Source organism: Paenibacillus sp. J22TS3 (genome assembly GCF_018403205.1).
GTDB lineage: Bacteria > Bacillota > Bacilli > Paenibacillales > Paenibacillaceae > Fontibacillus > Fontibacillus tuaregi.
Genome location: NZ_BOSF01000010.1, coordinates 136968 through 153325 on the forward strand (window position 1 = coordinate 136968; position 16358 = coordinate 153325).

General features: G+C 45.7%; 11 protein-coding genes, 6 tRNA genes and 1 riboswitch. Of the genes, 2 read left to right on the top strand and 15 right to left on the bottom strand.

Annotation, left to right across the window (positions count from 1 at the left end; translation table 11 throughout):
* Positions 1 to 8: 8 nt before the first annotated feature.
* Positions 9 to 860 (bottom strand): MBL fold metallo-hydrolase, encoded by an 852-nt coding sequence (locus KJS63_RS23920; RefSeq protein ID WP_213621394.1) that lies wholly within the window; start codon positions 858 to 860, stop codon positions 9 to 11.
* A 269-nt stretch (positions 861 to 1129) separates the two neighbouring features.
* On the opposite strand from KJS63_RS23920, the gene KJS63_RS23925 reads away from it, so the two are divergent.
* On the top strand, positions 1130 to 1924 hold the full coding sequence (locus KJS63_RS23925) for a metallophosphoesterase (protein WP_213621395.1): 795 nt from the start codon (positions 1130 to 1132) through the stop codon (positions 1922 to 1924).
* 91 nt (positions 1925 to 2015) lie between these two features.
* Here the strand turns inward: KJS63_RS23925 and KJS63_RS23930 are convergent, their stop codons facing one another.
* Positions 2016 to 2330 carry a hypothetical protein gene (locus KJS63_RS23930; RefSeq protein ID WP_213621396.1) on the bottom strand — a complete coding sequence of 105 codons (315 nt, stop codon included), beginning with the start codon at positions 2328 to 2330 and terminating at the stop codon, positions 2016 to 2018.
* Positions 2331 to 2616: 286 nt separating this feature from the next.
* Positions 2617 to 2716, top strand: a riboswitch (purine riboswitch).
* A gap of 88 nt (positions 2717 to 2804) precedes the next feature.
* Between KJS63_RS23930 and KJS63_RS23935 the strand changes: the two genes are divergently transcribed.
* Positions 2805 to 3974, top strand: a complete 1170-nt coding sequence (locus tag KJS63_RS23935) for an MFS transporter (protein WP_213621397.1) — start codon at positions 2805 to 2807, stop codon at positions 3972 to 3974.
* A gap of 542 nt (positions 3975 to 4516) precedes the next feature.
* Here KJS63_RS23935 and glmS read toward each other — a convergent pair.
* The 13 genes from glmS to KJS63_RS24000 form a co-directional block, all read right to left on the bottom strand.
* Positions 4517 to 6349: a glutamine--fructose-6-phosphate transaminase (isomerizing) gene (glmS, locus tag KJS63_RS23940; RefSeq protein ID WP_213621398.1), complete on the bottom strand. Its 1833-nt coding sequence runs from the start codon at positions 6347 to 6349 to the stop codon at positions 4517 to 4519.
* Positions 6350 to 7046: 697 nt separating this feature from the next.
* A complete protein-coding gene (gene glmM / locus KJS63_RS23945) occupies positions 7047 to 8387 on the bottom strand; it encodes a phosphoglucosamine mutase (protein ID WP_068620326.1) in 1341 nt (446 codons plus the stop codon).
* A gap of 94 nt (positions 8388 to 8481) precedes the next feature.
* Complete coding sequence (locus tag KJS63_RS23950; RefSeq protein WP_213621399.1) at positions 8482 to 9861, bottom strand: CdaR family protein; 1380 nt, start codon at positions 9859 to 9861, stop codon at positions 8482 to 8484.
* The gene (cdaA, locus tag KJS63_RS23955; protein ID WP_068620331.1) at positions 9854 to 10684 is read right to left on the bottom strand and encodes a diadenylate cyclase CdaA; all 831 of its coding nucleotides are present in this window, start codon (positions 10682 to 10684) and stop codon (positions 9854 to 9856) included. Before cdaA ends, KJS63_RS23950 begins: the two co-directional genes overlap by 8 nt.
* A gap of 201 nt (positions 10685 to 10885) precedes the next feature.
* Positions 10886 to 11503, bottom strand: a complete 618-nt coding sequence (locus KJS63_RS23960) for a zf-HC2 domain-containing protein (protein WP_068620333.1) — start codon at positions 11501 to 11503, stop codon at positions 10886 to 10888.
* Positions 11504 to 11659: 156 nt separating this feature from the next.
* Positions 11660 to 12232, bottom strand: coding sequence for an RNA polymerase sigma factor SigW (sigW, locus tag KJS63_RS23965; protein ID WP_068620337.1), 573 nt, complete (start codon positions 12230 to 12232; stop codon positions 11660 to 11662).
* A 256-nt stretch (positions 12233 to 12488) separates the two neighbouring features.
* Positions 12489 to 15284 carry a phosphoenolpyruvate carboxylase gene (gene ppc / locus KJS63_RS23970; RefSeq protein WP_213621400.1) on the bottom strand — a complete coding sequence of 932 codons (2796 nt, stop codon included), beginning with the start codon at positions 15282 to 15284 and terminating at the stop codon, positions 12489 to 12491.
* Positions 15285 to 15658: 374 nt separating this feature from the next.
* Positions 15659 to 15732 (bottom strand) — tRNA-Gly (locus tag KJS63_RS23975).
* Between the two features lie 11 nt (positions 15733 to 15743).
* A tRNA-Pro gene (locus KJS63_RS23980) sits at positions 15744 to 15820 on the bottom strand.
* Between the two features lie 38 nt (positions 15821 to 15858).
* Positions 15859 to 15935 (bottom strand) — tRNA-Arg (locus KJS63_RS23985).
* A 6-nt stretch (positions 15936 to 15941) separates the two neighbouring features.
* Positions 15942 to 16016: transfer RNA gene (locus KJS63_RS23990), tRNA-Gly, on the bottom strand.
* A 5-nt stretch (positions 16017 to 16021) separates the two neighbouring features.
* A tRNA-Leu gene (locus tag KJS63_RS23995) sits at positions 16022 to 16105 on the bottom strand.
* Positions 16106 to 16142: 37 nt separating this feature from the next.
* A tRNA-Lys gene (locus KJS63_RS24000) sits at positions 16143 to 16218 on the bottom strand.
* Between the last annotated feature and the right edge of the window lie 140 nt (positions 16219 to 16358).

Consider the following 16358-nt stretch of genomic DNA (forward strand, 5'->3'; position numbering starts at 1 on the left):
CTATACTCTTAGCGATGCTCTCCGAGCATAAATTGATGAACTACCGCTTTGTCCTCATCCCCAAGCTCCCTGCCGATACATTTAGCCCATTCGCGCTCAATAACCTGCTTATTGTCTTTAAACTTAATCACCAGCTCTGCCAACACACAAGACTCGTTGATATCCTGCCAGAACTCTTCAGCAGTTACTGGCCTATAATGTGACTCAATATACCATGCTGCTGGGTACTTCTTTATCTTTTCAACTATTCTGAGAAAATCTCGAGCCGCATAGTATCTAGGGCCATCGTAAATGGCTGGCCCCAGTACATCGCCAAGGAATAGCACCTTCTCCTCTGGAATGTACATGACACAAGAATCTTGTGCATGAACACCGCCAACATGCTGTATGTGACAAGATACGCCACCTAGATAGAGTGTTATGGAATCCGTGAAAGTAATGTCCGGCAGCTTAACCTGGATATCCCGTTCTACGCCTTCATATTCCTTTTTAATGTAATCCGCACAAAATGCAATCTCTTGTCCTTGCCTGACTCGTTCATCCAACGCTTTATCAGACCAATCTAACCCCAGCAGCAGTTGAAGCGCTTGGTAGGTCAGTCCGGTAGCGATAAGCGGTGACAACGGATCATAAGCCGCACCAAAACTATGATCCCAGTGCCAGTGTGTCAACGCGGTCAACGAAGATCGAGTGGAATAATTCTTACCCACTGCTTCTCGGAACGTCTTCGCATGACGCTTAGAATTGCCTGCATCTATGTAGAGAGTCTGTTCCTCGCCTAAGATTGCGCCAAGAATAGGACGATCAACAGTACCGTCAGCTGACATGTATACAAAACGATTAGTTAGCTGGTTAATCATATTAATGTTCTCACCCTTATATCTACTATGGATTAAATACCGTTTTTATCCAACAACCATTCTATATTGTTTAAATAATATCATAAACCTCTCGGTCGAGCGTCTGAAGGGCAGTCTTATAAGATCGTTTTTTTGATGTTGTGGTAAAGAGAAGTAGGCAACTATAATGGATGTCAATGACGAAGTTCCAAACTAAAGGTAGAGTTGATTTTATTGACACTATGTAAACTGCAGGTAGGATGAAAAAATAATGGTATTAGGTGATTAAGATGTATGTTTTGTTAATTTTCATAACCATTTTAGTTATTATGTTTGTTTATTATAGTACGAATTATGTAAAGGTGAACCAACATTCCCTTAGCTTTGATGTAACAGAACCGATAAAAGTAGTACATATAACCGATCTTCATGGTAAGACTTCATTTATTAACGGCAGCCTATCTAAAATCGTTAATACTCTAGATCCTGATATAGTTTTAATCACTGGAGATCTTGTTTCGAACCAAAAATCTTTAAAAAAAGTACTTCTAGAATTAAAAAAAATTAATCAAACTGCTCTCTATTTTGTTCCCGGGAACTATGAAAGGGAAACCACGAAGGGCATTGGAAGGAAAAGGAGTTTAACGAAGGAGGAGTATCAGGAGAACTTTTCTCATATTAGCTGTGTGGCAACCTACTTAGAAAATTCAGGAGCTCTTATTAACATTAAAAACTCAGCCGTATCCATTTATGGATTTGATAATTCAATCTATGGTCTCGAAAAGTTGGAGAATAGTAACCAACAGAATTACCATGCAGATATTCGAATCATTATGGCTCATTCCCCCAATATAATCAATACAATAAATATAAATAGCGTTCCATATCACCTATTACTAACTGGACATACACACGGTGGACAATTACGTTTATTTAATAAAACAATCGGAGGTTATAAACATTTTCATGTAGGCATGAAAAAGATTGATAATTCTTTTTTCTATATTTCAAGGGGTATCGGTACAGTTAAAATACCAATTCGATTTAATTGTCCGCCTGAGATAACTTCATTTTACATTCATTAAGAAAGTGAGCATTCTTTATAATGCAAATCCCTCTTTCGTCCAGCTTGCTGAACCAATCCGATAGATTCGTATAGTCATACCAACCCTTGAACTAATCAGCCAGACGAATTGTGACTTTACTGCCGGAGGGCGCCAATCGCTGGGCAACCGGAACAGCAGCCCCCCAAGGCTGCTGATAGCCCGCGACTGCCGGATTGATGTAAGCTTTAGCGCGCAATGGCAGAATGAGATTGTTGTCAGGCTTGTTTTCTATAACTCCATAAAGCGATCCTGCTGAACTATGGGTAACTGGACCGATTACATTCGATAAATCAACGGTTAAATCGGATGCGGCCTGAGCTGGTCCGACCGATAGCATGCCTCCTAACAGAACTGCTGTTATACTAGAGATCCATGTTTTTTTCATATAAAACCCCTTCGTATAATAGTTAGTTTCATCAATTATTTCTGTAGCTAAGAGTTCACCTCCAACTATGTTTATTTTTGATACCGCTTACATTTCCAATGTACCAAACAAATCCAAAACACAAATTGCAAATTCTTTGGATTATTATCATATTATTGGTTTGATCAGATAAGCTGCCCGCTAACCAAAAGAATAAGACAGCGGCGGATTAGGACTATAATGAGGACTAAAACTACAATCCTAGTTGAAAAAAAGGTGCAGGAATAGTAGAATCAGAAAAGTGATCACACTTAAACGATATATCAACTGTATAACCTCTGGAATATGGCTAGAGGGTATCTACCAGGAGCCTTAAAATCCTGACTACAGAAAATGAATTTATTCATTTTTTGCAGTCAGGATTTTTTGTTGTTTTCTGTAAAGACCCTAAAGTCACTTCTTCTCATTTCAACAAAGAAAGGGCCGAACAGAAATATGAATTTGAAAGTCATTATATTAGCATTATCGACCGTTGCGGTTGGATTGGTTGAATTAATCGTTGGTGGGATCTTACCGGCGATATCCGAAGATTTCAACATTTCATTAAGCACAGCGGGACAGCTGATCTCTGTGTTTGCGCTTGTCTACGCCATTGCCGGTCCTGTCTTGCTGGTTCTAACCAGTAAAATTGAACGCAAAAAGCTGTATCTTGCTTCTTTGTCTATCTTTTTCCTCGGCAATGTCATGACCTATTTCAGTCCAAACTTTACTTTTATGATGATTGCCCGGGTATTGACTGCAACAAGTACAGCACTTGTCGTTGTGCTTTCTTTAACCATTGCTGTTAAAATTGTTGCTCCCGCCCACCAGGCCAAAGCATTGGGACTCATTTATATGGGTATAAGCTCTTCCCTTGTGTTAGGTGTGCCCGTGGGAATTCTGGTTTCCAATATGTATGGATGGCGGGTCATATTTCTTGGAATTTCTATATTATCTATTGGATCGATGGTACTTATTTCGCTATTCTTGGAGCGTATTCCTGGAGAACAGACAATCCCACTTTCTCAACAATTAAAAGCTGTGGGAAATGGGAAAATCATCAGCGCCCATCTCGCCACGATGTTTATGCTGGCAGGACATTATACCATTTACGCTTATTTCACACCATTCTTAGAAACCAATCTTCATCTTAATTCCGAATGGATTAGTATCTGCTACTTTGTATTTGGTATTGCAGCTGTAGGTGGCGGGGCGCTTGGCGGAACCATTTCTGACTGGATTGGTTCCCGCAAAAGTATCATCATCGTTATCAGTACATTCGCTGTGGTATTATGCGTATTGCCGTTAACAACTTCTTCACTCGTCTTATTCTTCCTAACGATGGTTGTCTGGGGAACTCTGAGCTGGAGCCTAGCGCCGCCTCAACAAAGCTATCTGATTCAAACCGATCCAGCCACGTCCGATATCCAGCAAAGCTTTAATAACTCCGCATTGCAAATTGGCATTTCGCTTGGATCAGCTATTGGCGGCGTTGTGTTAAACCAAACAGGCTCGTATTCCAGCACGGCTTGGTTTGGGGGCGGCATTGTCATTATTGCGCTGCTCTGCGCAGTCTTTTCTTTTACAAGACCAGCAATTTCAAGAGATCCAAAGTCTGCGGTCTAGTTCTTCTAATGGGTTAAAAGTTGGTGATGTATTCGCTGGCTTTTAACCTGTACATTTTGGTTTATAACATGTCCTCTTACTTTAGGTTATTGTTCAGAAATTCCTCTCCTCCAATTTTCAACTCCTGTCCTTAACATAAAAACATAAATTATTTTTCAGCCTTCACTCTTGCTTGCCCTTTGATATTTCAAGTTCTTACTCTGCCGTATTCAAAACAAAAAGTATGAGTTAAATTGAGATCAACGGCGAACTCCCGCCGCGTCGGTGTTAGTTGAGGTTCGGTTCTTCATCAGATCACTTACATATATGTGTCTTTAGGAAATCAACTACTTTTATAAACGCTCTTTCAACACTAGGATCTGTAAAATTATGATCAAAAACTACTCCACTTCCCCTGAAAAAGAAAAGCCGAGCAGATGTCAGGAAATAATCCTGGATCTGCTCGGCTCTTATACGACTTTATTAACTTTGATAAGAGTTTGGGATCAATGATATGAGTTTGTTTGCTTCTCACATCTCATCACAACTTCTCAGCTCTTCCCTTACTCCACCGTCACGCTCTTCGCCAGATTCCGCGGTTTATCCACGTCATGGCCAAGTGCCAGGGAAGCATAGTAGGACAGCAGCTGCAGCGGCACTACAGACAGAGCCGGTGTAAGCAGCGGCAGAGTCTTAGGAATCGCAAATGCTTGGTCGACCGACTTAAGCAGTCCTGCGACATGCTCCTCGTGGGTAATCGCCATTACATCCGCACCGCGTGCCTTCACTTCTTTGATATTGCTCACGGTCTTCTCAAGAACGGCTTCCTGGGTTGCCAGGGCAATCACCGGAATCCCCTCTTCGATCAAGGCCAGTGTACCGTGTTTCAGTTCACCCGCTGCATACGCCTCGGAGTGAATGTAAGAAATCTCTTTCAGCTTCAAGGAGCCTTCCTGGGCAACAGCGTAATCAAGGCCACGGCCAATGAAGAACAGGTGCTGATGGTGAGAGATTTGCTCTGCATATGCTTTGACTGCATCCGAATTCTCCAGCATGCTCTCCACCTGCTCAGGCAATGCCTGAACCGCGGCGATCATGCGGGCAATCTCCTCCTCGGACTGTGTACCGCGTACTTGTGCAAGGTACATACCCAGCAGGTAGAACGCAATCAACTGCGAGGAGTAAGCTTTCGTTGATGCTACGGCAATCTCCGGTCCAGCCAGAGTGACCAGCACATCATCCGCATCCCGGGCAATGGAGCTTCCCACAACATTGGTTACCGCGAGCACATGAGCTCCGTTGCTCTTCGCTTCACGCAGCGCTGCAAGCGTGTCTGCAGTCTCTCCCGACTGGCTCACGACAATGACCAGCGTCTCCGGAGTAATCAACGGTGAACGGTAACGATACTCAGAAGCCACATCGTTGTAGACCGGAACCCGCACCAGCTGCTCAATTACCGTACCGCCGACCAGACCGGCGTGATACGCTGTACCACAAGCTACGATGTGCACGTTCTGGATCTGCTTGATCCGCTCAGCCGTTAGCTTCAGATCCTTAAGCACCACCTTGCGGCCGGTTTCATCCACGCGTCCGCGGATGGTGTCACGGTAGGCTTTAGGCTGCTCATGAATCTCCTTCAGCATGAAATGATCAAAGCCGCCTTTTTCTGCGGTTACCGCATCCCAGTCGACATGAATCATTTCCCGAGAAATAAAATTCCCCTCGATGGTCATCAGTTCGACAGAATCCTGTGTCAGAACCGCCATTTCCCCATCGTTAAGGATGTAAACATTTCGTGTATATTCGAGAATAGCCGGAATATCAGATCCGATGAAGTTCTCCCCCTCACCAAGACCAATAATCAGTGGGCTAGCTTGACGTACAGCAACCAATTTATGAGGCTCATATTCAGTCAGGACCCCAAGCGCGAACGCACCGCGCATATAGCTGATGGCCTTCTGAACTGCCTTAACAATGTCGCCCTCGTACTCACGAGCCACCAAATGAGAGATGACTTCTGTATCTGTTTCCGACAGAAATACGTGTCCTTGACTGATCAGTTCCTCTTTCAGCTCCAGGTAATTCTCCACAATCCCGTTATGCACAACAGAGAATTTCTCACTGTTGTCTGTGTGAGGATGGGAGTTAACGTCTGATGGCTTACCGTGAGTCGCCCAGCGTGTATGACCGATACCCGCGGAACCAACAAGTGGAGCACTTTCCAGCTTTGATTCCAAATTGGCCAAACGCCCGATCGACTTACTGATCTGCAATCCTTGCGGAGTGAACACCGCAATACCCGCAGAGTCATACCCACGATACTCCAGCTTCTTAAGACCACTGATCAATACAGATTGCGTATCTCTTTTCCCGATATATCCGACAATACCACACATAATTTAATATCCTCCGTTTCGTTATCTCATCAATTTTTTGGATTGAATGACGATGGAAGAAGCGGAAGACTGCGCAGCAGCACGGAGTCGAGTATATTCAATTATATAAGTGAAAATTTTCTGATAAGATCATCTATTTTCATGAATGTACATTCTTCTCCACTACTACGTATCAACCGCATTCTCTCTCGCACATTCATGGAATATCAAACGATATGAATCCTAAAATGCATGCAGAAACAACTCACTTCACCTTCTGAGTAAGGTAACAGAATATTTCTTCTGCAATTCAGTCCATATTCTTGTGGCATCTGTCGGGAAGTTTGTATCTATGGTCGCCCATAGGGTTTGCTTATCCGACTTACGGTTAGATGCTTCTACCGGGAGGCCCCCGCCGAACATTTCGAACACCTCCACCTCGTCAGCTTCGATTGCCGTAGATTCGGCCGCTTGATCAGCAGCTAATCTGTCACGCGCGAATGCAAAGCTCTGGCGCTTATGAATCTGATAACCTTACGTCCCTCACTTTCTCTACTAGGAATATTGTTATTATATGCACCTTAATCACTTTTTGCAATGGCTGTCAGTCCCAACGTGTCAAAATGTGACTTTTCACCCGAAAAAGAAACCGCCGAAACCAAAATCCGGTTCCAGCGGTCCTAACGTTACGGATGAACACGGATGCTTGGTCCTACACTTACACCAATTCCCGTTCTACCACTTTGGTAATCTGGGAAACAAACTGCTCAAGTTCGCTCCGGTCGGGTCCTTCCGCCATAACACGGATCAGGGACTCTGTACCAGATGGCCGCACAAGCACACGCCCGTTGCTGCCAAGCTGCTGCTCAACAACGGTAATAGCCTCTTCAATAGCCTGGTTTCCATTGTATTTGCTCTTATCCTGCACCCGTACATTCACGAGTACCTGAGGATATTGAACCATAAGCTTCTTCATTTCACTAAGCGGTTTACCCGCCTGTTTCATCGTGTCTACCAGCTGAATCCCGGTCAGAATGCCGTCACCCGTTGTATTATAATCCAGGAAAATTACATGGCCGGACTGCTCACCGCCCAGGTTATAACCACCTCTAAGCATTTCCGCCATGACATAACGGTCACCTACAGCCGTCTTTGCGGTATTAAGAGCCAGCTTCTCTGTAGCTTTGTAGAAGCCGAAGTTACTCATCACCGTGGTTACAATAGTGCTGTTGTTAAGCTTGCCCTTACGGTTCATAGCGTCGCCGCAAATGCAAAGGATATGGTCGCCATCCACCTCTTGACCTGTTTCATCAATGGCGATCAAGCGGTCGGCATCCCCGTCAAAAGCAAGACCCAGATCCGCACCTAGACGTACAACCTCCTGCTTCAGCAGCTCCGGATGTGTGGAACCGCAGTGGTCATTTATATTAAGCCCTGTTGGTTCTGCTGCGATCGTGTGAACCTCCGCTCCAAGCTCGCGGAACAATTTCGGTGCAAGCTCATATGCTGCTCCATTGGCGCAGTCGAGCACAATCTTCAGACCTTCAAAGCTGGAAGAAATCGTTGTTTTCAAATGCTCAAGATATTTAAATTTAGATTCCTGATCAACTGTCACGCTTCCCAGCTTGTCACCGATTGGACGAGGCAGTTCATCCACCTCTTTATCCAGCAATTCCTCAATCTGAAGTTCGGTTTCATCGGACAGCTTGAATCCGTCGCTCCCGAAAAACTTAATTCCGTTGTCCTCTACCGGATTGTGCGAAGCTGAGATCATTACACCCGCATCCGCTTTAAGCAGTCTTGTCAGATAGGCCACAGCTGGAGTGGAGACGATCCCAAGACGGACCACATCCGCTCCGATAGACAATAGACCAGCCACAAGCGCGGACTCCAACATGACACCGGAAATCCGGGTGTCCATCCCTATAACGACCTTAGGCTTCTCAACTTGTCCTGCAAGCACATATCCCCCAGACCGCCCAATCCGATATGCAAGCTCTGCTGTTAATTCCTTATTAGCAATTCCGCGAACGCCATCTGTTCCAAAATATTTCCCCACAATGACTCACTCCTCCAGATATTGGTTTCTCACCCATGTCTAATTAGCTTTCTTTAGTAATGCCATAATGATGCTTCAGCCTGGCTGTCTAAACTCATGGTTCCTTCCCGCTACCCGGATTGTCTGTTCCCTCTGATGAGTCCTGCCCCGATCCTATTCCTGTATCCGGTGAATTGGACTTGGTTTCCTGACCGGTATCGCCGGAATCTTCTGTGCCGGTTGGAGTGGTATTAACAGAGTTAGCATTGTCTTTAATCTCTATCTCTACCTGGAGATTGCCACCTCCATCCGCCAAAGTTACAAACTTCGGAAGCACAATGTCGGGTGTTACGGTATGAACCCCTGGTCCAAGGCCTGATACATCTGCCGTAATTGTAATGTCTCCCGTCTTAACCGCCTTCAAGACCTGCTCTGCCCCCTGCAAGGTCAATGACATCTTTGAATTTGCAGGCGTAATGATCTTGGCAGTGTGCTGTCCGCTCTGATTTTTGATCGTAACCGGAATGTCATTTACTACCTTCACACCAAGTGGGGCAGCTTTGACAACGACCTTCACAGAGCTCGGCTCGATTTTCTCAGAACCTTTAGGCGGAGTCAAGTCCAGTGAGTATTCTGTCGTATTCGGTCCTTTAAATTGGCTCAAATCCACATTAATTGTGTAGGAATTAATACTCTGTAATGATTCTTTAGTCCCATACACAGCCACACCTTCAACATCTGCCTTGATCTCGGATAGTGCATACCCGCTTGGCAGCTGCCCGATTTGCTTAATCGCCAGGGGGACCGTTTTATATAACTTATTCATGGGGACATCAACCTTGATTGACGAAGGACTAATCTCAGCCCCGGGAATTTCTCTCCCGTTCCTGTCGTAGGCCCTCAGCTTCACGGATTTCCCTTCTACTGAATCATCAATTCCGCTGATATCGAGTACACCCTCCACCTTGTAGACCCGCTTCATTTCACTCTCAGGGAGAGTTACCGCGACTAGGCCATCCTGCTCCAGAATAGGCGTTCCTACCTGAAGTCCTCCTTCGGGAGCACCTTTTAGCTGTACTGACGCGGTAAATGACTTAGTCTGCTTCTCTTCAATAGTGACCCTTGCGGTTGACGGCTCAATAGATACCATCTCCACACCGGCAGGGAGCTCGTAGGTTAGAGGCACATTCGTCGTCCCCGGCCCGACATTCTCCAAATTCAGGATAACCTTATAATCTGGGAAAAACGAGGTAATATCTGTGCGCTTCCCCCTTACCTCCAATTTGACGGTCTTGGGCTCCATCGAAGTCAGTACATAGGACTTGTCATCAAATCCAACAACCTCAACAGTCACGTCATTAATCGTTTTACTCTTCACCTGGGAGGGGGATGGCAGTGAGGTTGTGCTGTCCAGATGTACCATCGCCCACAAAATAATGCTGATGCACAAAGCGATAATCTTCGCGATCGTGTTATTATTGAACCATTTATCCATTCTTCCGGCCCCCTTTAAGCTTCCAGAACGGGGCCTTCTTCTGCTTGCTTGATGTGTCAGGACTGAGCTCCTCATAAAGCTTGGAGATTAACGATTCCTCATTAATTCCCCGGACTACCTGTCCGTTAATGGCCAGTGAGATCTGCCCGGTCTCCTCAGATACCACCACAGAGACAGCATCGCCAACCTCACTGATTCCAATCGCAGCCCGGTGCCTTGTACCAAGCTCCTTGCTTATAAACGGATTCTCTGACAAAGGCAGATAACAAGCAGCAGCTGCTATCCGGTGATCCTGTATAATGATAGCTCCATCATGCAACGGAGTATTAGGGATAAAAATGTTAATTAACAGTTCGGAGGTGATCACGGACTGCATAGGAATCCCGGATTCTTTATATTCGTTAAGCCCCGTATTTCGCTCAAATACAATTAATGCGCCGATTTTTCTACGTGATAAATAATTTACGGCCTTAATAATCTCGCCGATCTTCCGGCTGAATTCTTCCTCATCGGCTGTTGTGCGCCCAAATAACTTACCACGCCCCAGCTGCTCCAGCGCTCTCCTGAGCTCTGGCTGGAAGATAATGAACACAGCCACTACTCCAAAGGTGAACATTTGATTCATCAACCATTTCAGGGTATACAAGTCAAGCCAGGTGCTTGCTGCCCAGATCACAACCAGGACCAGAATCCCTTTGAGTAATTGAACCGCCCTTGTTCCCCGGACAAGCAAAATCAAATGATAAATAATATAAGTAACAATCAAAATATCTATAGCATCCTTAATGGCCTCTTGCCATGTTAAATCCGCAAAATAACTCATGCGCAACCCCCGGTTTTCCCTTATGAAACGGGCTTCTTAAGTATATATTGTCCCTAAACTCTAGGTTATAACGATCCACCTGCAGTTGCAAGTTTCTTTGTGCCGAACCCGGAAATTTGTGTGATTTCTTCATAATCCCACCAACAATAAAGGCGCCCTCTCGAAGAGCGGCGCCAGTATGTGCAGCTTGAGCATGCAAATTTAACGATAGGCAACTTCCGTGAACGTATTCGTGATCTTGTACCAGATCCAATCGAGTGCTTGATCAATACTCTTCACATCACCTGAAATTTTAGCTGTGGAGGCTTGGTACAAGGACCCATCGATTACCGTCAGATTGCCGTCCACTTCACCGTAGATTTGAGCTTTCCCATTCTCCACCGTAAGATCTCCAGCTACGGTCTTCCCGCTTGGAACGATCACGTTCTTGCCTTCAATGACCACTTGGTCAAGTCCGGCCCCTTTCACAATGAGTTGATCGTCCGCCTTCCATAAGGACAGGGTGCTGAACAGCATAACAAAGATAAACATGGCTGCTGCCGTAAGAGCAGGATGCCTCTTGATCCATGTCAGCCATACACGCTGCTTGCGTCTGCCGGGAATATCCCGCATAATCCGATCTACGAGTTCATCTGAAGCGGAAGGCACAGAGCTTTTGACGGCATGGAAGAGCATCATCTCCGTTTGTTCCAGCTCTTGAAAATGCATATTACAGGATGGGCACTGAATTAGATGGGCCTTTAGTTCCAGAACCTGTGACTTTTCAAGATCGTCATCCAAATACTCATGCATTAAAGAGGCAGCTTGTTTGCAATCCATTTGAGCCAATCCTTTCAGTTGAAATCTGCATGGAATGAGCATGGCAAAATCAGCATTCCATTATATAGTAGGAATTTAAATTGAATTTAAACTTCGAGGCGTCTTTATTTAATACGCTTCAATATGTATATCGTTTCAAAAAATCTCGATTGAAAATCAAACAAACTTGTTGTCCAATTTTTTGCGCAAAAATTCCCTGCCGCGGTGCACACGCGTCTTCACCGTAGTTACAGGCATGTTAAGAACATCGCTAATTTCCTGCAGTGAAAGCTCCTGCAAATAGCGAAGAATAATAACCGATTTATATTTAGCCGGAAGCGTCTCTATAGCCGAATGAATCGTCTGTTTTGTCTCAGAGATTAAATACTCACTCTCCGGTGTCCGGTCATCTCCAGGAATAAGGGTATAACCGTCCATTCCCTCCTGATCGTTCATTTCCGCATCCAGTGAGTAGTTCGGCTTCCTCTTCCTCAGCCGGTCAATACATAAATTTGTGGCAATCCGGTAGATCCAAGTTGAGAATTTCTGGTTCTCATCGTATCTCATCCAGTTCTTATGAACCCGCAGAAAGGTCTCCTGAACGACGTCTTCGGCTTCATGCCGATTATTCAGCATCCGGTAAGCCAGATGAAACAATTTATCTTTGTATAGATCTACAATTTCTGCAAAAGCACCTTGATCCCCTTTGCGGGCAAGCTTTGCAAGTCTCGTATCATAATTGTCAATCATTCGTAATTTCCCCCAGATCCGCCAAAACGGTCTCTAGCCGGTTCCAAGCCATGCGATATATGTTTCACCAGCGGTTTGGCCGCTTAAGGACGGTAAAGGCAAGTCCCGGCGCTTCATTCAAATGGTAATTCATGTGTCCCTAAATTGCAAGCAACTCTAGGCTTAAGACGATCATATTCCGATCACAAAAGAGAGACCGTGCTCTCTCATAGAGCGCGGTCCCCTTCTCTCTAGCCCATAAGCTGATCGTTATGGATCAGCCTGTATTTCTAAGCCCTGCGGCAATTCCGTTGATGGTTAGAAGAACTTCTCTTAACAGAATCGGATCATCTCCGCCCTGTTCTCTAAGAGCACGAAGTTCGGAAAGCAGCTGCACCTGAAGATAGCTAAGCGGGTCTACATAAGGATTACGCAGACGGATGGACTCCTGAAGTGTCGGCGCATTGTCCAGCATTTCCATCTCTCCGGTAATCTTTAGAACTAGGCTCTTCGTCAGATTGAACTCCTCTTCAATCTGGCCAAAGATCCGATTCTTCATCTCTTCATCACTGCACATATTCGCATATTCTTTTGCAATGACAAGGTCTGCCTTAACAATGGCGAACTGTAGTGTGTCGATGAGCGAACGGAAGAATGGGAAATTCGCATACATATCCTGAAGGACCTTTAGCTTCTCTTCATCATTACCGTAGAACTCTTGAATGCCTGTACCTGCAGCATACCAAGCTGGGAATAAGTACCGGCTTTGGGTCCATGCGAACACCCATGGGATCGCACGCAAGTCTTCAAAGCGGTCACTATTCTTGCGTTTGGAAGGGCGTGAGCCGATGTTAAGCTCTCCCACCTCAACGAGTGGGGTAGATTCCCTGAAGAATTTAAGGAATTCCGGATCCCGGAATACCAGATCCTGATATTTATGAAGGGATACTTCAGACATCTGTCTGATGATCGACTCCCATTTCTCTTCATACAGGTCGCTTTGCTGCGGCTGACGGGCCAATACCGCTTGAGTCAGAAGGGCCGAAGTAGCCTGCTCCAGACTGCGGTAAGCAATGCCCTTGAGTGCGTATCTGGATGAAATGACTTCACCCTGCTCAGTGATCTTAATTCCCCCGCCAACCGTGTGAGGCGGCTGGGCAAGGATACTGCGGTTCAGCGGCATGCCTCCGCGTCCGAGGGCGCCTCCGCGTCCGTGGAAGAACTTCAGCTTCACACCGAACTCTGCTGCCGTGGCCGTAATTTGTTTAAGAGCAACCCGCAGCTCCCAGTTCGCAGTAACCACGCCGCCATCCTTGTTGCTGTCGGAATACCCCAGCATGATCTCCTGGAGGTCATTCATCGCGGTAACCGACATCCGATAAATCGGCATATTGAACAACCGGCGCATAATCGCTGGCGCCGCATGAAGATCGTCAATCGTTTCAAACAATGGCACGGATTGAAGCGTGCAGACTACAGTATCATCGTTCTCTTTACGGAACAGGCCCACCTCTTTGGCAAACACCATAACTTCGAGAATATCACTAGCGGCTTCCGTCATACTGATTAAATAACTGCCGATACACTGTTCTCCAAATTCCTGCTGTGCCAAATACACCGTACGGTATACATTGAGGCACTCCGTTGTACTCTCGCTGTATTCTTGATAAGGAGATGTCAGCGGCCGAGGATCATTCAGAATGCGCTCAAGAAGTTCAACCTTCTCATCTTCACTAAGCCCGGCATAATTCTCAGAAATATTCATATGAGCCAAGATCTCCGTCATAGCATTCTCATGCTCTTGGCTGTGCTGACGAATATCCAGCTTGGCCGTGTGGAAACCAAACAGCTCCACCTGACGTATTAAGTAACGAATATGGGTGTCAGCAACGTAATCCGCATAGTGATGCCGCAGACTGCGGTCAATGATATTCAAATCTTCAACCAGCTCTTCCACCTGGTTGTAACGATCTGGAGAGTCTTTCTTAGTCACATCAATGACGTTATGCAGCTTCTCGGTCATATAAGTCAATTTAACGCGATATGGCTCTTTCTCATTGCGCCACTCCGGCGTTTTATTGAGGGTAACCACTTCCTGATCCTTCTGGATCGATTCCAGAAGCTCATCGGTCACATTGACGATCGAAGTACTGAAGCTGAGATAGCGGAACAGCTCGGCCAAAATGCGCTGGTATTCCCGAACAGCCAGCTTACGCTGCATCAGCAGCGTCTCCCAGGTTACGTTTGCAGTCACGGACGGATTACCGTCACGGTCTCCCCCGATCCAGGAGCCAAAGCGCAGATAGGTAGGCACGTGCCAGTTATGTTCAGGGTAATATTTTGTCAAACAACGCTCCAGCTCTTGATAAACGTCAGGCAGAACATGGAATAAGGTCTCGTGGAAATAGTACATTCCGTTACGCACTTCATCAAGCACCGTTGGTTTGCGGTCACGAAGCTCATCCGTTTGCCAAAGGGTAATCACTTCGTTCAGAAGCTTCTCACGCAGTTGTTCCCTCTCTCTAAACGTCAGGGTAGGGTTATCAAGCTGCATGACATCATCGGCAATCCGTTTGTGGATATCAAGAATCGCCCGGCGCATCGCCTCGGTAGGATGGGCGGTCATGACCAGCTCCAGGGAAAGCCCCTGCAGGATCTCCTGAACCTCATCATAGGACAAGCCGCGCTCTTTCAGGTCTCTTACGGAATCCTCAATGGAACCAGGCTGGACCGTTTCTCCGGCTGAACGCTCATAGTCGCGTTTACGGCGGATTCTGTGATTCTGCTCCGCAATATTAACGAGCTGAAAATACACGGCAAAAGCCCGGATCACCTGATGTCTGATATCAGGCTCAAGCGTATTAATGATTTGCTTAAATTCTTCGTGCAGTTCAGGCAGAAATACCGCCCGAAGCGATTTACTGGCTTCACGTATCTTTTCGACAATATCTAAGAGTTCATTACCGCCTTGATGTACAAGGACTTCTCCTAAAATATTGCCCAAAAAACGAATATCACGCCGCAACAGGTTGTTGGAATTGCTCTTACTCGCGGTCACTGTTAGTTCAGTCATGCTTCTCCTCCCAATCCATCCTGATTCCGTCTTTATAATGCCTTCTAACATAATACAATAAACCAGGCCTAAATTCCTTATTTTCTTTACAAAAACGGGGAGTATTAAGGGATAAAAATCGCCAATATTCTAAATAATTATTCAATATTGAGAATTTTTATAACCCATACTTACAATGAGGCTGCTTCCAGAGAGGCTGTTTCAATCAATTATTTAGAGTAAAACTTAAAGAAATTTTCTGTGTATAACTGTATAATTACACACACAGCCTTCATATGATGCACTGACACGTCAAAGCAATAAAATCAGTAGGTAAAAATAAAGACCATTATAACAAAAAACATCATCGCTTACGATGATGCTGATAGTTATTATGGAGCGGGTGATGGGAATCGAACCCACGCTATTAGCTTGGAAGGCTAAAGTTCTACCATTGAACTACACCCGCACCGAAAATAATGGTCGGGACGACACGATTTGAACATGCGACCCCCTGGTCCCAAACCAGGTGCTCTACCAAGCTGAGCTACGTCCCGAAATAAGTGCTTCTTATGAAATTGTATAATAAGAAGAATGGCGCGCCCTAAGAGATTCGAACTCCTGACCTTTTGATTCGTAGTCAAACGCTCTATCCAGCTGAGCTAAGGGCGCATATTATGGAGCGGACGACGGGAATCGAACCCGCGACCCTCGCCTTGGCAAGGCGATGCTCTACCGCTGAGCCACGTCCGCATAACTGGTGCGCGTGGAGGGACTTGAACCCCCACGTCAAAGACGCTAGATCCTAAGTCTAGTGCGTCTGCCAATTCCGCCACACGCGCACATGTCTTGCATACCTACCCTTTAATACAGGGTAAATGGTGAGCCATGAAGGACTCGAACCTTCGACACCCTGATTAAAAGTCAGGTGCTCTACCAACTGAGCTAATGGCTCAAATGTTATCGGTCCCCGAAAAGTATTCGGAATCTGCATCAAAGCATACGCTTCACTTTTTGGGGTGATAATGGCTGGGGATATAGGATTCGAACCTATGCGTGACGGAGTCAAAGTCCGTTGCCTTACCGCTTGGCTAA